The 26357-nt window shown below is 39.0% G+C and carries 9 protein-coding genes and 1 pseudogene; 1 reads left to right on the top strand and 9 read right to left on the bottom strand.

The genetic code is table 11. The annotated features are described in order from the left end of the window. Window position 1 precedes the first annotated feature (1 nt). The 5 genes from LNP23_RS17085 to LNP23_RS17105 form a co-directional block, all read right to left on the bottom strand. A complete protein-coding gene (locus LNP23_RS17085) occupies window positions 2-3085 on the bottom strand; it encodes a SusC/RagA family TonB-linked outer membrane protein (RefSeq protein WP_230002108.1) in 3084 nt (1027 codons plus the stop codon). An 894-nt stretch (window positions 3086-3979) separates the two neighbouring features. Further along, window positions 3980-4579 carry a GNAT family N-acetyltransferase gene (locus LNP23_RS17090; protein WP_230002109.1) on the bottom strand — a complete coding sequence of 200 codons (600 nt, stop codon included), beginning with the start codon at window positions 4577-4579 and terminating at the stop codon, window positions 3980-3982. 275 nt (window positions 4580-4854) lie between these two features. After that, window positions 4855-6186, bottom strand: coding sequence for a lysine N(6)-hydroxylase/L-ornithine N(5)-oxygenase family protein (locus LNP23_RS17095; RefSeq protein WP_230002110.1), 1332 nt, complete (start codon window positions 6184-6186; stop codon window positions 4855-4857). Window positions 6187-6194: 8 nt separating this feature from the next. Continuing rightward, window positions 6195-7613 carry a pyridoxal phosphate-dependent decarboxylase family protein gene (locus LNP23_RS17100; protein ID WP_230002111.1) on the bottom strand — a complete coding sequence of 473 codons (1419 nt, stop codon included), beginning with the start codon at window positions 7611-7613 and terminating at the stop codon, window positions 6195-6197. A gap of 287 nt (window positions 7614-7900) precedes the next feature. Then, window positions 7901-8527, bottom strand: coding sequence for a response regulator transcription factor (locus tag LNP23_RS17105; protein ID WP_230002112.1), 627 nt, complete (start codon window positions 8525-8527; stop codon window positions 7901-7903). A 320-nt stretch (window positions 8528-8847) separates the two neighbouring features. Between LNP23_RS17105 and LNP23_RS17110 the strand changes: the two genes are divergently transcribed. Continuing rightward, window positions 8848-9948: a PepSY-associated TM helix domain-containing protein gene (locus LNP23_RS17110; protein ID WP_230002113.1), complete on the top strand. Its 1101-nt coding sequence runs from the start codon at window positions 8848-8850 to the stop codon at window positions 9946-9948. Window positions 9949-10066: 118 nt separating this feature from the next. On the opposite strand, the gene LNP23_RS17115 is transcribed toward LNP23_RS17110, so the two are convergent. From LNP23_RS17115 to LNP23_RS22975, 4 genes and pseudogenes are all read right to left on the bottom strand, one after another. Next, window positions 10067-11992, bottom strand: coding sequence for an OmpA family protein (locus LNP23_RS17115; RefSeq protein ID WP_230002114.1), 1926 nt, complete (start codon window positions 11990-11992; stop codon window positions 10067-10069). Window positions 11993-12014: 22 nt separating this feature from the next. Continuing rightward, on the bottom strand, window positions 12015-12947 hold the full coding sequence (locus LNP23_RS17120) for a PorP/SprF family type IX secretion system membrane protein (RefSeq protein WP_230002115.1): 933 nt from the start codon (window positions 12945-12947) through the stop codon (window positions 12015-12017). A gap of 34 nt (window positions 12948-12981) precedes the next feature. Continuing rightward, complete coding sequence (locus LNP23_RS22970; protein ID WP_428979179.1) at window positions 12982-20526, bottom strand: DUF7507 domain-containing protein; 7545 nt, start codon at window positions 20524-20526, stop codon at window positions 12982-12984. Window positions 20527-20706: 180 nt separating this feature from the next. After that, window positions 20707-26295 (bottom strand): annotated as a pseudogene (locus LNP23_RS22975) (beta strand repeat-containing protein); the annotation flags it as partial. Window positions 26296-26357: the final 62 nt, after the last annotated feature.

Below are 26357 nucleotides of genomic sequence, written 5' to 3' on the forward strand. Positions count from 1 at the left end.
ATTAAAATTTAAGGTCTAAGTTGATACCGTAACTTTTTACTGTTGGTGTTTGCAGCGGAGAAGCACTCTCGTCTAAAAACTGATCTAAGTCGATATTTTTATTTTTTGAGAAATAAAACAAGTCACGACCAATCAATGAAATAGAAGCTGCACTCATAAATGATTTTTTCAGGAAAGAATTTGGCAAACTGTAAGTCAGACTCACTTCTCTTAGTTTAAAAAACGTCTTGTCAATAATATTCGCTGCATAATTACCGTGATACGATTTTGCATAATCCTGATAAAACATTTTTGTCGTGTTTGGCGCAAAAGTTCTGGTATCTGTAATCACATTCCCCTGACCGTCTGTGATCAATTGTCCGCTTGTAATCACTACAGCATCGGTAACATAAGATTTTATTCCTTTTACATCATTGGCTCTTTCTGGTGTATTACTATCAACATGTCTTCCACTCTGCCACATTTTCTGATTCACGTAGTTCTCGATTTTCCCACCATAGCGACCATCAAATGTAAAATTCAAAGCCACATTTTTATACCTCAAATTATTCGTGATTCCCATAGACCAGTCCGGTGCTTTGTACCCTACTTTGGTCTGGTACGAATTAACAAGCGGTTTTCCGTCTTTACCTACAATTAATTTTCCGTCATTGGTTCTCATAAAATCATTGATATAAAAAGCATCAACACGATCTCCGATTTTAATTAAGCCATTATTTTGAATGCCGGCGTAAACCTCTTTTAAGTATTCTTTATAAGTAGACCAGTTCACATTGAAATCCCAATTGAAATTGGTCGTCTTCACAGCTTTCACAAACAGCGCTACCTCAATACCTTTTGTCTGTGTTGTAATACCATTTTGTTTGCTTCCCTGATAACCTGTAGTTTCAGAATATTTTAAGTCAAAAATTTGAGGACCATTTGTATTTTGATAATAGGTAACATCAAAACCAAATCTGTTTTTAAACATTCTGGTTTCTATTCCTATTTCTTTTGAAGAGTTGAAAGCAGGTTCCAGTTTTGCATTGTTCAGAATTTCACCCACATAAGCAGCATTATAAGTTGTTCCTCCAATAGTAAAAGGATCTCTTAAACGGTAGGTATCCAGATTGCTGTAGATGTCTAAAGAACCACCTACTTTGGCATACGAGGTTCTGATTTTCAATAAATCGACTAAAGGAATATCTATAATTTCACTTATAACGGCACTTAAACCAACTGATGGGTAGAAAAACGTATTGTTTTGTTCCGGTAGTCTCGAGTCGGTATCAAATCTTCCGGTAGCTCCAAGGAATAAAAACGATTTATAAGACAAATCCATTGAGCCGTACCAACTGTTGGTTTCAAAATGGCTGTTGTAACTCGTTGGCTGCATTGGGGTTTGGGTGTTGCTTAAAGTATACAATCCCGGTATTTTTAAATAGTTGGTGGATGCAACGGAATTTCTGTATTTATCAATATTAATATTAGCTCCAACAGTTGCTTTTACCTCAAAATCTTTAATCGTTTTATTGTAATTCAACATAAAATCAGAGTAGCTTTTAAACCTGTAATCGTACTGTTCTTTGTAATCTCCTTCTGCTTTTTCTCTTCCATAAGTAGACATGGAATAAGGAAATTTTTCATTTTGAAACAAATTACTCACCACCATATTGGTTCTGATCAAAGCAGAGAAACTGTCGTTGAATTTGTGGTTTATACTTATTTGACCTGAGTAATCATTCTTGTAGTACCCTCTCAGCCATTCGTAAGCCATAAAGTAAGGGTTGTTGTAGCGGGTATATTCGAAGTTTTTTTGTTGAATGCCTTCTTTTCCTTTTTGCCAGTAGTCTCTTAAATCTCGGACATCATAATCAGCTCCACCCCAAATCAGCATATTGTAGATATAGCTATTAGGTCCGTATTGTACATTTGGATTATTCGGTGAGGTTTGAAAATTAAAGTTTGAGCTGGCATCTACCCAGGTTTTATCACTCAAATTGTATCTTCCGCTTAAATTGAAATTGTAAATATTCAATTTCGTATTAGGATTGATTCCCTCCTGATAGGTTTTTGATAATGAAAAACGAATATTTCCTTTATCAAAATTAGAAGACAATGATAAATTGCTGGTAGACAGCAAACCATCTTCCATAAAATTATCAAAGTTGTTAGCGCCTCTTGCCGTCCAAGGAGTTGCAATTAGTTTTCCGTTTGCATCACGCGGACTATCGTATTGTGTAATTAACTGTCCGTCGAATTTTGGTCCCCATTGATCGTAATCGGCATCATTGATTCCTCCTCCTTTACCGTCAACAAAAGCATAATTTCCATAAGAACCCGGTCCATAAGCGTTTTGTGTTTTAGGAACCGCGTTGTAACCGCCCTGGATCATTGAGTTGTGATTGAATTCGACCACAAATCCTTTTTTATTGCTTGCACCTCTTTTAGTGGTTATCTGAATAGCACCATTTCCACCTACAGAACCATAAAGTGCTGCTGCATTTGATCCTTTCAAGACATTGATGCTTTCAATATCGTCCGGACTAATATTCCAAGTGTCTGTTCCCAACGGTACACCATCGACTACAACCAACGGACTTTTACCTCTCAAATACATTTTAGGACTGGTAAAAAATTCAGAAGAAGAAGCCACAACCAAACCTGAAACTTTTCCCGAAAGTGATTTCATTACATTCGCATCCCTTCCTTTAGTTAAATCTCCTTCAACCTCCTGAACAGAATAACTTAATCTTTTCTTTTCCTTTTTGATTCCTAAAGCAGTAATGACCACTTCGTCTAATTTTTGAGAATCAGGATTTAAAGTAATTACTGCCGAAGTTTTACCCGCAGTAATAAAATTAACCGGTACATATCCTAAAAAAGAGATTTCCAGGATTTCACTACTTTTTTGTAGTTTCACTTCAAAATTACCATCCAAATCTGTGTTTACAACAGTAGTGGTTCCTTTAATCAGAACAGAGGCGCTGGGTAATGGCAGACCAAGTTCATCAATCACTTTTCCTTTAAAAGGGATTGTCTGAGCAACAATTAATGATGTTGAGAACATCATTAATACAATCATTAACGTTTTTAAGTTTTTCATTTGGTTAATCAAATAGTTACTATTAGTAAATTTTTACAGTGCAAATGTTGTAAATATTTTACTATTGGTTAACTTTTTGATTTTAAGAAATTCTTAACAAGTTTTTATGCTATTGTCAATTTAATGTTATCGTTGCAAACTTTGTGGTTGTTTTTTTAACCGCAAGGTTTATGGTAATTATAGTTTTCAGTGGCAGTCGCAGTTTTCCGCCTCAACTTACATTTCACAGTTTACACGATCGGGTGTAAAAGTAAAAGATTAAGTGAAAATGTATTTAAACCATATAAGGGATCAAGACATATTGTTGTGGAGGAACAAATATCTTGTAGTTATGTAATTTCGAATCAAGTTCAAAAGTTGTGGAATAATTTTTAGATTTCTTTTGTTAGCAGTAGCAGATCTTATACTTTTTCGCCACAGCTTTTTAAATACCTAATTTTCCAACTTCTCGCTTTGACGATCTCGCAAAGACGCCAAGCCGCTAAGTTTTTTTTCTGTTTTTTCATTAATACTTTGCGATTTTGCGACTCTGCGAGATTTTTACTTCCCCACATGAACTTTAAGTATTTAAAAAGTATTTCCAAAAAAACTTGGCGCCTCTGCAAGATTTTTGTTACCATACAGGTTTTTGCGTTGATCGTTTCACAGTTAAACCATAAAACAAAACAGTCGCAGTTTACAGTCACAATTATAAACTGCGACTGTAAACTGCGACTGCAAACTAAAAACCGAAAACCAAAACTGTCAGGCTGAGCGAAGTCGAAGCCCTCGTAAAACTTTTAGACCCCACTCAGATAGACAATAAGTACATCAAAAATGTAAAATGTAGATTGAAAACTGAAAACTGAGACTGAGACTGAGACTGAGACTGAGACTGAGACTGAAAACTAAGACCTAAACAGCCTGCAAAGCCTTATAATAATCTTCACGGGTACAAAATTCAAGATGTGCTTTTTTATGTGGCAGTTCAAGTAGGGTTTCGAATACAAATCCTGCTTTTCTGTTTAATAAATGAATTTTATGATTCCTTGCATCCGGTTCTACAACGACACGTTGGTTATTGGCGTCGCAAAAAATAAAATCAAGAATCACCGTAAAAACCGACCATGTAAAACTGTTAATTGGTTTCTCAAAAGGCGCTACTAAAATATGCATTCCTTTGTCTCCTTCTTTTACATCATAATATTCTCCAATGCTATCCTCCTCCGGATTGTAACATTCTAATAAAAAGGAAGTAACGCCATTAAAAACGCCCATATAGACAGCGGTTTTTTGAAGAATCTCCCGATAGGAATCGTACACTTGTTCTAAAGAAAATCCATTCATTCCCCAATAAACTGCATAATCGCGGTTTACCCAGTCATGCAATAGTGGCATATCGGTCTCTAAATCCAATGGACGGAGTTCGAATACACCTGTACCGGGAATTGTTTTGACAAAAACGATATCGGTTATGGTTTTATTTTCGGTATAAGTTATTTTACTATTAATCATCTGTTGCTGAATTAAGCTATTATTTTTTTATAAGGTGCTATCGTATTTTGTAATTAATTCAAGTTGCTAGTGCTCTTATCTCTAAAATCGAACAAGTTAGTAGGATTGTCAAAAAAAGTCTCACGCAGATTTTAGCGGATTGAAATAAAAAAAATCCGCTTAACCCGCAAAATCTGCATGAAAAACATCTTAACCTAATCACATTAAGTTAAAGCTGGAGTCTATTCAAATAGTAAGAGATTACAAAAGAATAATTGACCAGCAACTTGAATTAATTATAAAATTTCTTCGAAGGCATTCGATTTGATGGTCTCGGAAGCAGGAACTCCAAATTCCTGAAAAGCAATTTTGGTTTCTACGGCATAGTGTTCAACACCCGTCATTTCTTTAATGATATACGAGTTGCGGTAACAAACCATTCCTAAATCCGGCGTCACAAACCCGTGTGTGTGCAATTCTGCATTTTGAACAAAGATTTCTCCTCCGTTTTTGTCAATGCTGTAATTTCTGTTGGCATCAAAACGTCCTTTATCATCCCATTGGATTCTTGATGTAATTCCTTCAATAAAACGAGGCATTTTATACCCGTATCCTGTTGCCAGAACTAATGCATTTGTAGTATGACGGTATTTTCTATCCTGTTCGACCTGATGTAATTCGAGTTCAAAAGATGCTTTATCATCGTTGTAATCTGCTTTTACACAGGCCGCATTTGTTCTTAAATTGACATCAATTTCAGCAATCACTTTTTTGGCGTAAATCGTATCAAAAATCGTTTCAATTAAATCTTTGTTGATTCCTTTGTAAAGCAGCTTTTGATCTTTCAGCAGGTAATCTCTTTTTTCTGCCGGCAGGCTATAGAAATAATCCACATATTCAGGAGAAGTCATTTCTAAAGTAAGTTTACTGTAATCCATCGGGAAGAAACGAGACGAACGTGTAATCCAGTTCAATTGATATCCGTAAACATCAATTTCCTGCAATAAATCATTAAATACTTCGGCAGCACTTTGTCCGCTTCCTAAAACGGTAATCGACTTTTGCTTTTGCAACGCTTCTTTACTTTGAATATAGGCCGATGAATGAATTGCTTTGCCCTTAAGAGCTTCGCAAGATTTAGGAATATGTGGTGCGGTCCCTGTTCCGAAAACAAGTTTTTTTGTTTTATAAAAAGTAACTGCAGCCGTTTTAGTGCAAACGGTTTTTACAATATAAACCCCCAAGTTTTCATCATATTCGATCATTGAAACTTCTGTATTAAAAAATACATTCGGCAGTTTTTTAATCGCCCATTGACAGTACTGATTGTATTCGTTTCTTAACAGTAAAAAGTTTTCTCGAATATAGAACGAGTACATTTTTCCTTGCTCTTTTATATAATTTAAGAAACTAAACTGACTTGTTGGATCAGCAAGCGTTACTAGATCGGCCAAAAAAGGAATCTGTAGCGTTGTGTCCTGCAAAAGCATTCCAGGATGCCAGTTAAAAGATTCATTCTTGTCAAAAAACAAACCATCAAGATTCTCAATTGGAGCAGTCAGACAAGCCAGGCTCAGATTAAAAGGTCCAACACCAACAGCTATAAAGTCGTATATTTTATTTTCCATAAGGGGTATTAATTTATCAATGTATATTCCTGACCGTGAGAAACGATTAAACCAATAATTTCTTCAATATCGGCAGGAGTTGTAAGCGGGTTTAATAAGGTGAATTTTAAGAATACTTCGTTGTAAACTTTTGTACTTGTTATAATGGCTTTTCCTTCATTGAAAATAGCTTTACGGATGTAGCTGTTTAGACCACAGAACGATCCTTCCTCATTTTTCCAAGGGGTATAACGAAATACAACGGTGCTAATTTCGGGCTGGTGAATTATTTCAAAATCCTCTCTGTTTCTCAATAAGTTTGCGGTAAAAAGGGCATTGTCGATCGCCTTTTCCATGTAGGTACTCAATCCTTCCGTTCCAATTATTCTTAAGGTAAACCAAAGTTTCAACGCATCAAATCTGCGGGTCGTCTGTATTGATTTTTTAACCATGTTTGGAATCCCTTCGTCTTCCTGTTCTTTAGAGTTCAGGTAATCTGCATGGTATTTTATGTAATCCACATACGATTTGTCTCTCATGAAAAAACCACTTGAACTTACCGGCTGATAAAAAGTCTTGTGGTAATCTATCGTAACAGAATCTGAAAGTCCGATTCCTGCCAGTTTGTTTTTATATTTTTCACTAATCAATAGTCCTCCGCCATAAGCAGCGTCAACGTGAAACCATAATTTGTTTTCTTTAGAAATTGCAGCAATTTCAGTTAAAGGATCAATTGAGCCAAAATCTGTAGTTCCCGCAGTACCAACAATTGCTATTGGTATATTCCCAAGGTCTTTCTGTTGTTGAATTACTTTTTTAAGTGCCTGGATATTCATTCTAAAATCAGTGTCAACCGCTACAGGAACCACAGCATTCTGACCTAATCCCAATAAACTCAAATTCTTTTTTAAGCTAAAATGACTTACCTCAGAGCACAACACTTTAAACTTTGAAGCATCAGCGGGAAGTCCATCCATTTTAGGATCCATATTGTAATGCTTTTTTACATAATGATCTCTCGCCAAAAGTAATCCCATCAAATTTGACTGTGACCCTCCACTTGTAAAAATTCCATCAGCTCGCTCAGGATAACCTAATTTTTCAATGGTCCATTCTACCAGTTTCAATTCGATAAAAGTACCACCGGTACTTTGATCCCAAGTGTCCATTGACGAATTTAAAGAAGATATAAATGCTTCTGCAACCAGTGTAGGTGTCAGAATCGGGCAATTTAAGTGTGCAATATATTTTGGATCATGAAAATGAATACAATCATTAAGATAAATATCTTTAAGTTCGTCTAAAACATATTCTAAACTTTTCCCTTGGTAATTATCTTCAAGTGCAATTGCATCAATCTTCTCTTTAATTGTAGCAATACTTGTACCCGTAAAAGGCGTGTCTCTGCTCTCCAAATGTTTAGCAATTAATTTAATTGCCTTTTTCATACTCTTTTTATAAAGAGAAATGGATTTTTCATTATTAGAAAAAATATGTTTATTGTAGCTTTTTTCTAATACATTTTTTAACTGAATTGTTCTTATTTGCTCTCTTGCTTCCATTGGTTTATTTTATTTAGATTCATTCTAAAGAATAGTTTTTAGCAAAAGTATAGCCCATAAAAAACAAAGTCAATACTACACCGAGAGTAAATAAAACTCCCCAAAAGGGGTACTTGGTCTACCATACCTGTAGTAGGAAATAACTAATAAAAGTTATTAAATTTGAATGAAAATTATATCATTTTATTATCAATAGCATATAAAATCAACTCTGGGGTGGTATGTCTCCCTGTTTTTTTCATAATATTTTTCCGATGTGTTCTAAAGGTGTGTATGCTTATAAAAAAGAGCGATGCTATACTTTTTCCATCACTGCCTTTAGCAATCTGTTGTAAGATTTCATGCTCTCTAAAAGTAAGTTTCTCGTTTACATCTGAAGGGGGTACAACGAGTACATCAATAAGTGAATTCAATGTTTTTGGACATAGGTAACGCTCTCCGTTTTCAATCTTATAAAGTGCATCAAAAATGGTTTGTTCCTGACAATCTTTGGAAATAAATCCATCAATTCTTTCTTGTAGAAAAGTATTTACGTTTTGTTTATTCTTAAAGTAGGATAAAATTATAATCTTACAATCCGGAAAGTTGGCACGCAGCTGTCTAAAATCATCTTCATAGAATAAAAAAATATTATTGGGATCTATAATCAGACACTCTACTTTATTCCGCTCCAAATGACTAAGTAACTGATCTTTAGAATTTACCAACGTTAAACTTGCCTTTTTAACAAATTTCTTTAGTGTATATTTCAGTCCGATTATATGTAGGTTTTCGGAATCAGCAATAAGAAAATTTTTCATTAGTTGTGTTTATCTAGAATTGGTCTAAACAAAAATAAGAAAATAATTCCATACTACTGTATTAAATTATTTGCAGTTATACTACTAAAAGAAAGAAACTGAGTACAAAATAAGACTTCTGTCTTAGAATAAGAAAGTCATTTTTAACTTACAGGATCATAAAGAGTAACTTAAAAGATGGTCTTTCTACTTTACACTGCCTATAACTAATCTAAATAAATACTAAATTTGCGCGCAAAACAGTACGAATCAAATTAAGATGTTACCACTTGTGATTGAAAGATTACATCGCTGCATTACATCTTCACCATTGAAAACACATGAATAAAAAAATTAAAAAAAGTATCGGTTGGTTACACCTTTGGTTGGGTCTTGGATCAGGGCTTATCGTATTTATTGTTGCTCTTACAGGAAGTTTACTCGTTTTTGAAAAGGAAATTGATCAGTTCCTAAATCCCGAATTTTATACCGTCAGCACTATTGGTTCCACCAAAAAAACCTTGGATTATTGTACTGCGGTTTTAGAAAAAGATTATTCAGTAAAAAAAATAAGCCGTATTAGTACCTATAATGATCCTATGCGGACCATTGTAATTGTTGGAAAAAATAAAGATAAAGAAGCACAAATATTCTCTATGGATCCTTATACAGGAAAAGTGCTTGGAACGGTATTACAAAAAAACCGGTTTTACTCCATTGTTTTATCGCTGCACCGACAATTACTTCTTGATGATGTTGGAGAAATGATCACGGGTATTTCTTGTCTGATTTTCGTTTTTATGCTGATCTCAGGTCTTATACTTTGGTGGCCTAAAAAAATGAAAAATCTAAAACAACGATTAACGGTTAAATGGAGTGCGTCATTTAAAAGAGTCAACTGGGACTTTCACTCTACCTTTGGTTTTTATAGTTTTCTGGTCTTACTAATCATTTCTTTGACGGGTCTGACATGGTCTTTTAAATGGTTCGAAAGTGGGATGTATTTTCTGGCTGACGGTGCTATAAAAAAGGCTTCTCCGAAAGTAGAAAACCCGACAAAAATAGACCCAAAACTGGATCAGACCAGCTTTTATCAAAATCTATACAGAAAGACCGACAGTATTTTTCCATATAAAGGAAATATTCAAATCAGAATGCCGTCAGACACCATAAACAGTATATTGGTACTAAAAGAATATGCGGATATCAGTATTCCAAATCAATCCAGTGCGGTCTATTTTGATAAATACACCAGTAAAAATATCGAAACCAGACCTTATGAATCTTTTAGCAATGGAGACCGGGTAAGACGTCTTATATACCCGATTCATACAGGAAGTATTTATGGGTATCCAACTAAAATAATTGCTTTTCTGGTAACCCTTTTCGCCCTGACACTGCCTATTTCGGGTTTAATTATCTGGTTAGGAAGGAAGAAGTAGTTCTCAGTCTCGAGTTTCAAGTTTCATGTTTCAAGTTTCATGTTTCAAGTTTTAATCACAGTCGCGGTTTGCTTTCGCATACGAAACGTGAAACTTGAAACCTGAAACATAAGGCCATCTACTTCTGCAAAATAATAAACTCACTTCTTCGATTCAGCTGGTGTTCTTTTTCTGAGCATTTAACTCCGTCTTTGCAATCGTTAACGGGTTCACTTTCACCATAACCGCGGCCTGATAATCTGCTTGGGTCAATGTTTCCTTTTTTGACAATATATTGTATGGTTGCTTTATTGCGTTTGTTAGACAAACTTAAATTGTATTTATAAGGTGCACGGCTATCGGTATGCGAACGGACATCAATTTTTAAATCAGGAAATTTCTGCAGGGCATCGATTACTTTTTGCAGTTCTATTTCTGCATCTTTTCGAATATTCCATTTGTCTAAGTTAAAATAAATCGGGTCTAATTTTAGTACTTGTCCTAAGTCAGTACCGGTCACAAAATCACCTTTTTGCATCAATATATTTTGATTTATGATCCCTTCAGGAACCGTACCTGTAGTCAATACCAATTCTACGGGGGTATAATATATTTTTTCTGAACGCACTAAATAAATTTTATTACAGTCTAACAGGTCTGGAAAAGTGTAGCTACCGTCTAATCCGCTAGTGGTTTCTGCTATTATTTCTCCGTTTTCTGTTAGTAATTTCATATGGGCTCCTGCAATTATCATTTGAGTTTTACTGTCTAATACTACTCCATTTAAATATTGGGTACATTTAAGAATAAGTGGTTTAATTTGTTTTAAACTATAAATCTCATCATTCTGAGAGTTCTCCCGATTGGAAGCCACGTAACCCTCTCCTGCTTTGTTGATAATAAAAGTAAAATCGTCCAGTTGACCGTTTATCGGTTCTCCGAGATTAAAGATGGGATCAAAGCTTCCGTCTGCGTTCATTTGAGAAACAAAAACATCTAACCCTCCAAGTCCCTCATGACCGTCTGAGGCAAAGAATAATTTATTATCCGGAGCCATAAACGGAAAGGTATCTCTTCCTTCTGAATTAATTTCTTTTCCCAGGTTTATTATCTTTCCAAAAGTGTCTCCTGTGATCGCTACTTTGTACAAATCAGATTGTCCGTAACCGCCTGGCATATCAGATGCAAAATAAAGCGTTTTATCGTCAGTACTAAGTGAAGGGTGTGCTACCGAATATTGATTGGAGTTAAAGGGTAATTCTTCAATAACCCATTTTTTATTCTTTTTATGTCCACGGTATAATTTTAATCGGTTTAAACCATTGTCATCTTCGGCATAAACTTTATTCAGATAGTTGTTTCTTGTAAAATAAATCGTATTGCCGTCTTTAGTAAAAGCAGCGGTTGATTCATGGTATTTAGAATTAATTTCTTTAGAGAAAAAATGTACTTTTTCCTTTTTGTCTTTATCTACCCGATATAAATCTGAAAAAGGTTGATCGTTCCAAGTATGAACGTTTTTTTCAAAGGTACGATACACTCTATTGGAGGCGAAAACAAGGGTGTCTCCATAAAAAGAGGGTGCAAAATCGGAGTATTTATCATTGAAATCAACCTTTTCCATCGTAAACCTTCCGGACTGCAAACCAATTTCTTTCAGATAATCTCTTTTAGCATTAAACTCCGCGGCTCTAAAATCGTTTCCTTTGATTTTATAGAATTTATCCATCATTACGTCTGATTCCGTATAAGCTTTTATTGATTTTAAAGATAAAGCGTAACGATACAAATACTCAGGAGGGGCATTATTTTCTGACTTTAAATAGAGACCATACCATTTTGACGCACTTTCATAATCTGATATGTAATAATAGGAATCTCCCAGTTTTTGTAATAATTCGGGTGAGGCATTTCCTTTGTTCGCTACTCTTAAATAATACTCGCGCGCATTGATAAAGGAGTATTGATCGTATTCTTTATTCCCTTTTTCTGAGATTTGATTCTGACCGTATCCAAAAAATGTCACTAAAAACAGGCTCGAAATAAGATATAAATATTTTTTCATATTTGATTTGCTTTAAGTTAAATTAAAAGAAACGTGGTGATAGTATTTTTTTTCTCAGATTGAAAAGTTCAAATCGAATGAAAATCTCGTGAGATCCGCTATTGTAACGACTCAGTTCTGTAGTTTCCCAATCATAGGCATAACCGACCATAAATTTATCTGAGATTTGAAATCCTGCCAGGGCACTCACCGCCGCATCCCAGCGGTAGGCTGCTCCTAATGTTAGTTTTTCATTGAATAAAAAATTCGCAGAAACATCAACTGATAATGGAGCACCGCTAACGGCTTTTACCAATAATGCCGGTTTTAATTTCAGGAAATAATTCAAATCAAAAACATAACCTGTTATAAAATACATATGGGTACGTTCATTGGCTGTACTGTTTATGTTGGAATTGTAGTGTTTCGTCTCTAATAGATTTGGAGAACTTAATCCGGCATAAAATTTATCGGTGTAATAAAAAGCTCCTACTCCAATTTGTGGCGAAAATCTATTTTCTATATTGTATTGAATATTCGGATCCGTCGGGTCTAATGCCCCTGTATTGGCCCTTGAAAAATCAACACTCAATAAATTAAAACCGGCATTTACTCCCAACGAAAGTGTCTTTCCATCGGCGACAGGAATTTGATAGCTAAAAGCTCCATTCGCATTTGTTTCGTCTGATATAAAGATCTTGTCACTGACAATCGAAAACCCAAGACCTACTCTATCCCCAACAGGGCTATGAATTGAAAAATTCAAAGTCTCAGGTGCGCCATCTAATCCTACCCATTGATTGCGGTACAACGCTAATATACTTAACATGTCTCTGGTTCCGGTATACGCCGAATTTATGGTCATTGTATTGTACATATATTGCGTATACTGAGAGTCTTGCTGTGCTCTACTGCCTACTGTTGTGAATAAACTCAACAACATCATTATCCCTATATATGATTTGGTAATTTTCATTTAGTTAGATTTTTATATTAAATAAATCAGGCTTTTAGTCAGGCATAACATATAATGGTCCTGCCATATCGTGCGATTCTCCAAACTCATCTACATAATGCAGTACATAATAATAGGTACCGGTTGGTAGTTTTTTATTTCTGTCGATTGTCACACGTCCATCTGAATAACCTTCAAACAATGCTCCTCTGGATCCGTATCCATCTGCTCCAAATACTTTTATACCCCATCGGTTATAAATTTCTACCGTATTATTAGGATACAGTTCAAGACCTGGAATTATCCATTTGTCATTGTGGCCGTCTCCACCAGGAGTTATGATATCCGGAATGATTAATTTCACTCTTACCAGATTAACTATTGTAGGGTCATCAGGATTTCCATCATTATTTAAATCTTTATTAGTCGGATCATTTGGATCATCTGAAAAATCGGAGACCAAATTACCTTTGCCATCAGCTCCTATAGTGATCGCCTGATTCATTACAAATCCTTGTCTAATATCAGTCGCAGTAATTGCATAAATTGCTGTAAGTACTCCAACACTTCTTTGTCCTACCAACAATTCATCAATATGACTGCCACTTAGAACAATACCCGGCAGATCATCTTTAAGATCAATATCAAACAAATCGACTTGTCCGGTATTTACAATTTCGAAAGCGTAAGATATTGTTTCTCCTACTGAGGCAAAACCATCTTTATTTTCATCATTAAATGTACCTGTTTTCGATAAACTTATAGTTGGTTTAAGTTCCCTTAGAACAATAACTGTTGGATCATCTACTGTATTACCGTCGGTGTCATTTCCGTTATCGGATTTATCAGAGACTTTTACGTTTTTAGTATCAACACCATTTGCTATTACACTATTATTTATACTTCCATTGGCTATATTTTGAACTGTAATCAGATAATTTGCTCTATAAGTTGCTGTTTCTCCCACTTTTAAAGTTCCTTCAGCTGATCCTTGATTCGCACTTTGGAATGTTGGTCCTGTTGTTAGTGTCAAAGCATTTCCGTTTCCATCTGTTAGTTGATCATCCAAAATCAAACTTTGAACCAGTACAGCACCAATATTTTTAACTGTAATCGTATAATTTATGGTATCTCCGGCTCCTGTTATGCCGTCACCATTATCAACTACTGTAGCTGTTTTAACTGCTTTGATTACCGGAATTGCTGTGAAGTTTATTTTTGTCGGATCATCGGTCGTGTTACCGTCGGTATCATTTCCGTTATCGGTAATATCGGTAACCGGAGTTCCTACAGGATCTTTACCACTTACCAGTACCGTATTGCTTATCGCGTTGCTGTCTACATCACTTTGTGTGATCACGTAACTGGCCAGATAGGTTGCTGTTTCTCCTACCAATAAATTACCTAAAGTCGATCCTTGATCAGCACTTTGGAATGTTGGTCCTGTAGCTAATGTTAATGTTGCTCCATTTCCATCAGTTAAACTGTCAACCAGGGTAATACTGTTTAGATTTATATTACCCGTATTTTTCACTGTGATCGTATAATTTACAGTATCTCCCAATCCGGTTATGCCATTTCCATTGTCCACTACTGTAGCCGTTTTAACCGCTTTTATACAAGATTCGGATATTGTTATTTTAAGAGGTACTGTATTGGTACAACCTCCATTATCCGATACTTGTACGGTGTAATCACCTGCTGTCAATCCGCTAAAGATACCTGTAGTATTACTTGTTGCAAAATTGTCAATACTATAAATATAACCACCGATACCTCCTGTTGCGGTAACTTTGAAACTTCCATTTGAAGTGGTTGTACAAGTCACATTCGTGTGTCCTGTAGCGGCTTCTGTCAGAACAATTTCTGTTGGTTCGCTGATTACAATAGATTCACTTGTTGTACATCCTTTACTGTCTGTAACGCTAACATTATAGGTACCTGCACTTAAGTTGAACTGATCTTCCTGAGTTGCTACCAAACCACTACCGTTAACAGTACTCCATGCATAAGTATATGGTGTATTCCCTCCGCCAACGGTGATATCAATTGATCCGTTATGTTGTCCATGGCATAATACTGCCGTAGCTCCGTAACCTAATGATAAACCTAGTGGACTTTGAACCGTTACACTACTGGTCGTCGTACATAAAGTCGTCGTATCGGTTACTGTTACCTGATAAGTTCCGGCTGGTACATTGTTTACTGTGGCTGTAGTGTTATTTGCCGGGGTATTCCATGAGTAGCTGAAACTACCAGAACCTCCTGTTACACTTACACTCACACTTCCTGTACTGCTTCCGAAACAACTTACTGCCGTGCTGCTGGTCATCGCTGCTAACATCAGACAGGTACCGTTGTTTACTGTAGCACTTGCTGTAGTGGTACAACCGTTAGCATCGGTTACGGTTACATTGTACGTACCCGCATCTAATCCTGTTACCTGAGCTGTAGTCGCACCTATATTCCATAGATAGGTATAAGGCGCTTTGCCTCCTAATACGGTTACTGTTGCCGTTCCATCATTAGTAGTTGGACCGCGCTCATCAGTAGCTGTTGCAGTTGCACTTAACATACTCGCCGGTTCAGTGATCGTAATACTTTCTTCAACGGCATCACATACAGTGCCGTTTATGGTTACAGCAACGGTATAGGTTCCTGCCGGTTTATTACTTAATGTACTGCTTGTACCTGTTGTAACTGTTCCATCACTCCAGGTGAAAGTAAATACTGCGCCTGGTCGTGAAGCTGAACTGGCGCTCACAGTTGCAGAACCTGTAGCACTACCTACACACAGTACATTAGTAACAGCTCCAAGCTGAACGATCGCATCGCAATTGTTCACACAATCCACTACAACACTTTCTGTGAAAGTACAACCGTTTTTATCTGTTACGGTCACGTTATAGATTCCTGCTGCCAATCCTGTAATAGTTGGTGTTGTACCACCGTTACTCCATAAGTAACTATAAGGAACTGTACCACCTGTAGCTGTAACCAAAGCTGTACCATTATTACAACCTTGATCTGTAGTAGCATTTTGTTTACTTAAATTAACTATCAGACTACTTGATGGTTCAAGGATTACAATAGACAAACTGCCACCTTGACAACCACTTGCATCTTTTACTTTTACAATATATGATCCCGCAGTTAATCCGCTAAAGATTCCTGTTGTATTGCTGGTTGCAAAATTATCGATACTGTACAAATATGGTGTAGTTCCGCCTGTTGCTGTGACAGTGAAACTTCCGGCAGCTCCTCCTGTACAAGACACTTGTTGATGCGCTCCTGTATTTTCGGTAAGGATCAAACTTGCTGGTTCGCTTACAACTATCGATTGATTGAATATACATCCGTTTGCATCTATAACCGTAACGTTATAAGTACCTGCACTTAAATTAACCTGATCTTCCTGAGTTGGTGCTAAGCCACTTCCGTCTGAAGTAGTCCACGCATAAGCATATGGCGTTGTACCACCACTTACAGTAATATCAATAGATCCATTATTTTGTCCATTACACGATACTGCTGTAGTGCCATAACCTAATGATATCGCTAGTGGGCTTTGAACTTCTGCACTGCTCGTTGTAGTACATAAAGTTGTGGTATCGGTTACCGTTACACTATAATTACCTGCTGGTAAATTGTTTACTGTGGCTGTAGTAGCTCCATTATTCCATAGGTAAGTAAAGTTGCCTGAACCTCCGCTTACACTCACGCTTACTGTTCCGGTACTGGTGCCAAAACAACTCACTGCTGTACTGCTCGCTGTAGCGGTCAACATTAGACAAGTACCGTTATTTACCGTTGCACTAGCTGTGGCTGTACAACCATTGGCATCGGTTACCGTTACATTATAAGTACCCTGATCGAGTCCGGTTACCTGAGCGGTAGTCGCTCCGGTATTCCATAGATAGGTATAAGGACCTACTCCGCCATTAGCTGTTACACTTACTGTTCCATCATTGGTTGTTGGGCCATTCTCGTCGGTAGCAGTAGCATTTGCACTCAACATGGTCACTGGTTCGGTTATCGTAATGCTTTCTTGTACAGCATCACACGCCGTTCCGTTTATAGTCACACTTACTGTATACGTTCCTGCAGCTTTATTGCTTATCGTACTGCTGGTACCTGTTGTAATGGTTCCATCACTCCAAGTGAAAGTAAAGACTGCTCCCGGACGTAAAGCCGAGCTGGCACTCACAGTAGCCGAACCTGTAGCAGTTCCTGCACACAATACATTGGTTACAGTTCCAAACTGTACTACTGCATCACAAGTATCCACACAATCTACTACTACACTTTCTGTGAACGTACAGCCGTTAGTATCGGTTACCGTAACACTGTAAGTATTGTTCGTTAATCCTGTAATTGTTGCTGTCGTACCTCCATTACTCCATAGATAGGTATATGGTGCTGTACCTCCTGTGGCGGTAACTGTAGCGGTACCATTACTGCAACTGTTAGCAGTCGTAGCATTTTGTTTGCTTAGATTAGCCGTTAAAGCAGTAGCTGGTTCTGTGATAACTATGGTTAGATTTGCTCCTTGACAGTCATTACCGTCTTTTACTTTTACCGTATAAGAACCTGCTGTTAATGAACTGAAAACTCCTGTTGTATTGCTTGTTGCAAAATTATCTATGCTGTATAGATAAGGTGCATTACCTCCTGTGGTTGTAACCGTGAAGCTTCCTGTGGCTCCGCCTGAACACAACACCTGTTGATGAGCTGCTGTATTTTCAGTGAGGATCAAACTTGCCGGTTCGCTTACTACTATCGATTGATTAATTGTACAACCATTCGCATCGGTAACAACAACATTATATGTACCACCGCCTAAAGCAACCTGATCTTCCTGAGTTGGTGTCAAACCGCTTCCATCTGCAGTAGTCCATGCATAAACATATGGCATAGTACCACCGCTTACGGTAATATCGATTGATCCATTATTTTGTCCATTACACAATACCGCTGTAGCCCCATAACCTAATGATAAGGCTAGTGGACTTTGAACAGTTACATTGCTTGTTGTCGTACATAAAGTTGTATTATCGGTTACAGTAACACTATAAGTACCCGCTGTTAAATTACTTACCGTAGCGGTAGTGGCTCCAGTGTTCCATAAGTAACCAAAGTTACCTGAACCTCCTGTTACACTTACATGAACTGTTCCGGTGTTGGTACCAAAACAACTTACTGCTGTACTACCACTGGTAGCAGCTAACATCAGACAAGTACCGGCATTAACCGTAGCACTGGCTGTAGCAGTACAACCATTAGCATCGGTTACCGTTACGGTGTAAGTACCCATATCAAGTCCGGTTACCTGAGCTGTTGTAGCTCCGGTATTCCATAGATACGTATATGGACTTACTCCTCCACTGGCTGTTACACTTACCGTTCCATCGCTGGTTGTTGGACCTAACTCATCTGTTGCAGTTGCACTGGCGCTTAACAAGCTAGCTGGCTCGGTGATGGTAATACTTTCTTCTACAGCATCACACACGGTGCCGTTTATAGTTACGGCTACGGTATAAGTACCGGCCGCTTTATTATTTATTGTACTACTGCTACCAGTGGTCACTGTTCCATCACTCCAAGTGAAAGTAAAGACTGCTCCAGGATGTAATACTGAAGTTGCATTTACTGTAATGGATCCTGTAGCAGCGCCAACACACAATACATTGGTTACTGTACCAACTGTTACTGTGGCATCGCAATTGTTCACACAATCCACTACCACACTCTCATTGAATGTACAACCATTACCATCGGTAACCGTTACACTATAAGCGCCTGCTGTTAATCCTGTGATGCTTGCTGTAGTAGCTCCTGTATTCCATAAATAGCTGTAGGGTAATGTACCACCTGTAGCGGTTACTGAAGCTTTACCATCTGCACAACCTTGTGCTGTAGTAGCGTTTTGTTTGGTTAGATTAGCTGTTAAAGCGCTCGATGGCTCACTAATTAGTATGGCAACACTGGTTTGACAGTCTCCAGCATCTCGTACCGAAACGGTATAACTACCTGATTCTAATCCGCTAAATACTCCTGTTGCATTACTGGTTGCAAAATTATCGATACTGTACAGATAAGGTGTAGTACCTCCTGTGGCTACAACAGTAAAGCCTCCTGTGGCGCTTCCTGTACAAGACGCTTGTTGATGAGCGCCGGTATTTTCACTTAGGGTAAGTTGTACCGGTTGGGTGATTGTAATTGATTCGGTTACTGTACAACCTTTGCTGTCTGTAGCGGTAACATTATAAGTTCCTGCGCCTAAATTAACCTGATCTTCATTCGCAGCTATTAAACCACTGCCGTTAGTACTACTCCACGCATAAGTGTATGGCGCTGTACCACCACTAACGGTGATATCAACAGATCCATTATTTTGTCCGTTACATAATACTTGTGTGGCTCCAGATTGCAGCGTCAACGCTAATGGACTTTGAACTTCTGCGCTACTTGTTGTAGTACATAAAGTAGTGGTATCGGTTACCGTTACACTATAGTTACCTGCTGGTAAATTATTTACTGTAGCTGTAGTAGCTCCAGTATTCCATAGGTAGGTAAAGTTACCTGAACCTCCGCTTACACTCACGCTTACTGTTCCGGTACTGGTACCAAAACAGTTCACCCCAGTGCTGGTAGCTGTTGCAGCTAACATCAAACAAGTTCCACTGTTCACTGTTGCGCTCGCTGTAGCGGTACAACCATTAGTATCGGTTACCGTTACCGTATAAGTTCCCATATCCAGTCCAGTTACCTGAGCGGTAGTCGCTCCGGTATTCCATAGATAAGTATAAGGTCCTACTCCACCACTGGCTGTTACACTTACTGTTCCATCGCTAGTGGTTGGACCGTTCTCATCGGTAGCTGTAGCGCTGGCACTTAACATGCTTGCCGGTTCGGTGATGGTAATGCTTTCTTCTACGGCATCACATACAGTACCGTTTATAGTTACTCCTACAGTATAAGTACCTGCTACTTTATTGCTTATCGTACTGCTGGTACCTGTTGTAATGGTTCCATCACTCCAAGTGAAAGTAAAGACTGCTCCTGGACGTAAAGCCGAACTTGCATTTACTGTAATAGCTCCTGTAGCTGTTCCGGTACACAATACATTGGTAATGGTTCCAACTGTTACTACTGCGTCACAAGTATTCACACAATCCACTACTACACTCTCTGTGAATGTACAGCCGTTAGTATCGGTTACTGTTACACTATATGTTCCGTTGAGAAGTCCTGTGATGGTTGCTGTTGTACCTCCATTACTCCATAGATAGGTGTATGGCGCTGTGCCACCTGTGGCGGTAACTGTAGCGCTACCGTTACTACAATTTTGTGCAGTCGTCGCGTTTTGTTTGCTTAAATTAGCTGTTAAAGCAGTAGCTGGTTCTGATATTAGAATAGACAAACTACCTTGACAGTCGTTGGCATCTTTTACTTTTACAGTATAAGAACCCGCTGCTAATGAACTGAATACTCCTGTTGAATTACTTGTCGCGAAGTTATCGATACTGTACAAATAAGGAGCATTACCTCCTGAGGCTGTAACAGTGAAACCTCCTGTAGCACCTGCTGAACACAACACCTGTTGATGAGCTCCTGTATTTTCGGCAAGTGTTAGCGTTGCCGGTTCGCTTACTACTATCGATTGGTTTAATGTACAACCATTCGCATCGGTAACCACAACATCGTAAGTACCGCCGCCTAAGGCAACCTGATCTTCCTGAGTGGCTACTACGGCGCTACCATTAGTTGTACTCCAAGCATAAGCATATGGCGTTGCACCACCGCTTACGGTAATATCGATTGATCCATTATTTTGCCCATTACACAATACCCCTGTAGAACCATAACCTAATGATAAGGCTAGTGGACTTTGAACGGTAACACTACTTATTGTAGTGCATAAAGTGGTATTATCTGTTACAGTAACACTATAAGCACCTGCTGTTAAATTACTTACTGTAGCGGTAGTGGCTCCAGTGTTCCATAAGTATCCAAAGTTACCTGAACCACCTGTTACACTTACACTCACACTTCCTGTACTACTTCCAAAACAGCTCACTGCTGTACTGCTGCTCATCGCTGACAACATCAGACAGGTACCATCATTTACTTTGGCGGTTGCTGTAGTGGTACAACCATTGGCATCGGTTACTGTTACATTATAAGTACCAGCATCTAGTCCTGTTACCTGAGCTGTTGTAGCTCCGGTATTCCATAGGTACGTATAAGGCGCTTTACCACCTAAAGCGGTTACTCTAACGCTTCCATTATTAGCAGCCGCATTTTGTTCGTCTGTTGCTGTAGCGCTCGCGCTTAATAGATTTGCCGGTTCGGTGATCGTAATACTTTCTTCAACGGCATCACATACAGTGCCGTTTATCGTTACGGCTACGGTATAAGTACCGGCCGCTTTATTATTTATTGTACTTGTGGTACCAGTGGCCACTGTTCCATCACTCCAAGTGAAAGTAAAGACTGCGCCTGGTCGTGAAACTGAATTAGCACTCACTGTTGCAGAACCTGTAGACGTTCCGGCACAAAGTACATTAGTGACAGTTCCAAGTTGCACTACTGCATCACAACCGTTACTTGTGCAATCCACCACTATACTCTCATTGAAAGTACAACCGTTAGCATCTGTTACTGTTACACTATAAGCACCTGCAGTTAATCCGGTAATTGATTGTGTAGTAGCAGCATTACTCCATAAATAAGTATATGGCGCTGTACCACCTGAAGCGGTAACTGTCGCACTACCATTACCACAACTATTAGCTACAGTAGCATTTTGTTTGCTTAAGTTCGCAGTTAGATTATTTGAAGGCTCCGTAACCGAAATTGGTATACTAGTTTGACAATCTCCAGCATCTCGTACCACTACAACATAGCCACCAGCAGTTAATCCACTAAAGATTCCTGTTGAATTGCTTGTAGCGAAATTATCTATACTGTATAGATAAGGTGTAGTTCCACCTGTGGCTACAACAGTAAAACCTCCTGTGGCGCTTCCTGTACAAGACGCCTCTTGATGAGCGCCGGTATTTTCACTTAGGGTAAGTTGTACCGGTTGGGTGATTGTAATCGATTCTGTTACTGTACAACCTTTGCTGTCTGTAGCGGTAACATTATAAGTACCAGCTCCCAGATTAACCTGATCTTCATTCGCAGCTACTAAACCAGTTCCGTTAGTAGTACTCCAAGCATAAGTGTATGGCGCTGTACCACCACTAACGGTGATATCAATTGATCCATTATTTTGTCCGTTACATAATACTTGTGTGGCTCCAGCTTGCAGCGTCAACGCTAATGGACTTTGAACTTCTGCGCTACTTGTGGTAGTACATAAAGTAGTGGTATCAGTTACCGTTACACTATAATTACCTGCTGCCAAATTATTTACTGTAGCTGTAGTCGCTCCATTATTCCATAGATAAGTAAAGTTGCCTGAACCTCCGCTTACACTCACGCTTACTGTTCCTGTACTGGTACCAAAACAAGTCACCCCTGTGCTGGTAGCTGTTGCAGCTAACATCAAACAAGTTCCACTGTTTACTGTTGCGCTCGCTGTAGCGGTACAACCATTAGTATCGGTTACTGTTACCGTATAAGTTCCCATATCCAGTCCGGTTACCTGAGCGGTAGTCGCTCCGGTATTCCATAGATAGGTATAAGGACCTACTCCTCCACTGGCTGTTACACTTACTGTTCCATCACTAGTGGCTGGACCGTTCTCATCGGTAGCCGTAGCGCTGGCACTTAACATACTTGCCGGTTCGGTGATCGTAATGCTTTCTTCTACGGCATCACATACGGTGCCGTTTATAGTTACTCCTACAGTATAAGTACCGGCTGCTTTATTGCTTATTGTACTGCTGGTACCTGTGGTTATCGTTCCATCACTCCAAGTGAAAGTAAAGACTGCTCCAGGACGTAAAGCTGAACTTGCATTTACCGTAATAGCTCCTGTAGCTGTTCCGGTACACAATACATTGGTAACGGTTCCAACTGTTACTACTGCATCACAAGTATTCACACAATCCACCACGACACTCTCTGTGAATGTACAACCGTTAGTATCTGTTACCGTTACGCTGTAAGCGCCATTGGTAAGTCCTGTGATGGTTGCTGTTGTACCTCCATTACTCCATAGATAGGTATATGGAGCTGTACCACCTGTAGCGTTAACTGTAGCGCTACCGTTACTACAACTTTGTGCAGTCGTCGCGTTTTGTTTGCTTAAATTAGCTGTTAAAGCAGTAGCTGGTTCTGATATTAGAATAGACAAACTACCTTGACAATCATTAGCGTCTTTTACTTTTACAGTATAAGATCCTGCTGATAATGAACTGAAAACTCCTGTTGTATTGCTTGTTGCAAAATTATCTATGCTGTACAAATAAGGCGCATTACCTCCTGAGGCTGTAACAGTGAAGCTTCCTGTAGCACCTGCTGAACACAACACTTGTTGATGAGCTCCAGTATTCTCTACAATTGTTAGCGTTGCTGGTTCGCTTACCACTATCGATTGGTTTAAGGTACAACCATTCGCATCGGTAACCACAACATCGTAAGTACCACCGCCTAAAGCAACCTGATCTTCCTGAGTGACTACTACGGCGCTACCATTAGTTGTACTCCAAGCATAAGTATATGGCGTTGCGCCACCGCTTACGGTAATATCGATTGATCCATTATTTTGTGCATTACACAATACCGCTGTAGAACCATAACCTAATGATAAGGCTAGTGGACTTTGAACGGTAACACTACTTGTTGTAGTGCATAAAGTGGTATTATCTGTTACAGTAACACTATAAGTACCCGCTGTTAAATTACTTACTGTAGCGGTAGTGGCTCCAGTGTTCCATAAGTATCCGAAGTTACCTGAACCTCCTGTTACACTTGCACTCACACTTCCTGTACTGCTGTTATTACAACTCACTGCTGTACTGCTGCTCATCGCTGACAACATCAGACAGGTACCATCGTTTACTTTGGCGCTTGCTGTAGTGGTACAACCATTAGCATCGGTTACTGTTACATTGTAAGTACCAGCATCTAGTCCTGTTACCTGAGCAGTTGTAGCTCCCGTATTCCATAGATAGGTATAAGGCGCTTTACCACCTAAAGCGGTTACTCTAACGCTTCCATTATTAGCAGCCGCATTTTGTTCGTCTGTGGCTGTAGCGCTCGCGCTTAATAGATTTGCCGGTTCGGTGATCGTAATACTTTCTTCAACTGCATCACATACAGTGCCGTTTATGGTCACGGCTACGGTATAAGTACCGGCCGCTTTATTATTTATTGTACTTGTGGTACCAGTGGTCACTGTTCCATCACTCCAGGTGAAAGTAAAGACTGCCCCTGGTCGTGAAGCTGAATTAGCACTCACTGTTGCAGAACCTGTAGACGTTCCGGCACAAAGTACATTAGTGACAGTTCCAAGTTGTATTACTGCATCACAACCGTTGCTTGTGCAATCCACCACTATACTTTGAGTATAAGTACAACCGTTAACATCAGTAACGGTTACACTATAAGCTCCTGCAGTTAATCCGGTAATTGATTGTGTAGTAGAAGCGTTACTCCATAGATAAGTATATGGTGCTGTACCACCTGAAGCGGTAACTGTCGCACTACCATTACCACAACTATTAGCTACAGTAGCATTTTGTTTGCTTAAGTTCGTCGTTAGATTGTTTGAAGGTTCTGTAACTGAAATTGGTATACTAGTTTGACAATCTCCCGCATCTCGTACCGCTATAACATAGCCTCCAGCAGTTAATCCGCTAAAGATTCCTGTTGCGTTACTGGTTGCAAAATTATCGATACTGTATAGATAAGGTGTAGTACCTCCTGTGGCAACTACAGTAAAGCCTCCTGTGGCACTTCCTGTACAAGACGCCTCTTGATGAGCACCGGTATTTTCACTTAGGGTAAGTTGTACCGGTTGGGTGATTGTAATCGATTCGGTTACTGTACAACCTTTAATGTCTGTAGCGGTAACACTATAAGTACCAGCTCCCAGATTAACCTGATCTTCATTCACAGCTATTAAACCAGTTCCGTTAGTAGTACTCCACACATAAGTATATGGCGCTGTACCACCACTAACGGTGATATCAATTGATCCATTGTTTTGTCCGTTACATAATACTTGTGTGGCTCCAGCTTGCAGCGTCAACGCTAATGGGCTTTGAACTTCTGCGCTACTTGTTGTAGTACATAAAGTAGTGGTATCAGTTACCGTTACACTATAATTACCTGCTGGTAAATTGTTTACTGTAGCTGTAGTAGCTCCATTATTCCATAGATAGGTAAAGTTACCTGAACCACCTGTTACGCTCACGCTCACTGTTCCGGTACTCGTACCAAAGCAGTTCACTGCTGTGCTGGTAGCTGTAGCAGCTAACATCAAACAAGTTCCACTGTTTACTGTTGCGCTCGCTGTAGCGGTACAACCATTGGTATCGGTTACTATTACAGTGTAAGTTCCCATATCCAGTCCGGTAACCTGAGCGGTAGTTGCTCCGGTATTCCATAGATAAGTATAAGGACCTACTCCACCATTGGCTGTTACACTTACTGTTCCATCGCTGGTGGTTGGACCGTTCTCGTCAGTAGCTGTAGCGCTGGCGCTTAACATACTTGCCGGTTCGGTGATGGTAATACTTTCTTCTACGGCATCACATACGGTGCCATTTATAGTTACCCCTACGGTATAAGTACCGGCTGCTTTATTGCTTATCGTACTGCTGGTACCTGTGGTTATCGTTCCATCACTCCAAGTGAAAGTAAAGACTGCTCCAGGACGTAAAGCCGAACTTGCATTTACTGTAATCGCTCCTGTAGATGTTCCGGTACACAATACATTGGTAACGGTTCCAACTGTTACTACTGCGTCACAAGTATTCACACAATCCACTACGACGCTCTCTGTGAATGTACAACCGTTAGTATCGGTTACCGTTACACTGTAAGCTCCATTGGTAAGTCCTGTAATGGTTGCTGTTGTACCTCCATTGCTCCATAGATACGTATATGGCGCTGTACCACCTGTGGCGGTTACTGTCGCGCTACCGTTACTACAGCTTTGTGCTGTTGTAGCGTTTTGTTTGGTTAGATTAACCATCAGACCTGTAGAAGGTTCTGTGATTACTATGGTTAGATTTGCACCTTGACAGTCGTTGGCATCTTTTACTTTTACTGTATAAGATCCTGCTGTTAATGAACTGAATACTCCTGTTGAATTACTTGTAGCAAAGTTATCAATGCTGTACAGATAAGGAGCATTACCTCCTGAGGCTGTAACCGTGAAACCTCCTGTAGCACCTGCTGAACACAACACTTGTTGATGAGCTCCTGTGTTCTCTACAAGTGTTAGCGTTGCCGGTTCGCTTACTACTATCG

This window comes from Flavobacterium cupriresistens (genome assembly GCF_020911925.1).
GTDB classification, from domain to species: domain Bacteria; phylum Bacteroidota; class Bacteroidia; order Flavobacteriales; family Flavobacteriaceae; genus Flavobacterium; species Flavobacterium cupriresistens.

Excerpts from the sequence above, each read along its gene's own strand:
- LNP23_RS17100 (WP_230002111.1), bottom strand. The coding sequence starts at position 7,613 with ATGAAAAAGGCAATTAAATTAATTGCTAAACATTTGGAGAGCAGAGAC.
- LNP23_RS17085 (WP_230002108.1), bottom strand. The coding sequence starts at position 3,085 with ATGAAAAACTTAAAAACGTTAATGATTGTATTAATGATGTTCTCAACA.
- LNP23_RS17120 (WP_230002115.1), bottom strand. The coding sequence starts at position 12,947 with ATGAAAATTACCAAATCATATATAGGGATAATGATGTTGTTGAGTTTA.
- LNP23_RS17090 (WP_230002109.1), bottom strand. The coding sequence starts at position 4,579 with ATGATTAATAGTAAAATAACTTATACCGAAAATAAAACCATAACCGAT.
- LNP23_RS17095 (WP_230002110.1), bottom strand. The coding sequence starts at position 6,186 with ATGGAAAATAAAATATACGACTTTATAGCTGTTGGTGTTGGACCTTTT.
- LNP23_RS17110 (WP_230002113.1), top strand. The coding sequence starts at position 8,848 with ATGAATAAAAAAATTAAAAAAAGTATCGGTTGGTTACACCTTTGGTTG.
- LNP23_RS17105 (WP_230002112.1), bottom strand. The coding sequence starts at position 8,527 with ATGAAAAATTTTCTTATTGCTGATTCCGAAAACCTACATATAATCGGA.
- LNP23_RS17115 (WP_230002114.1), bottom strand. The coding sequence starts at position 11,992 with ATGAAAAAATATTTATATCTTATTTCGAGCCTGTTTTTAGTGACATTT.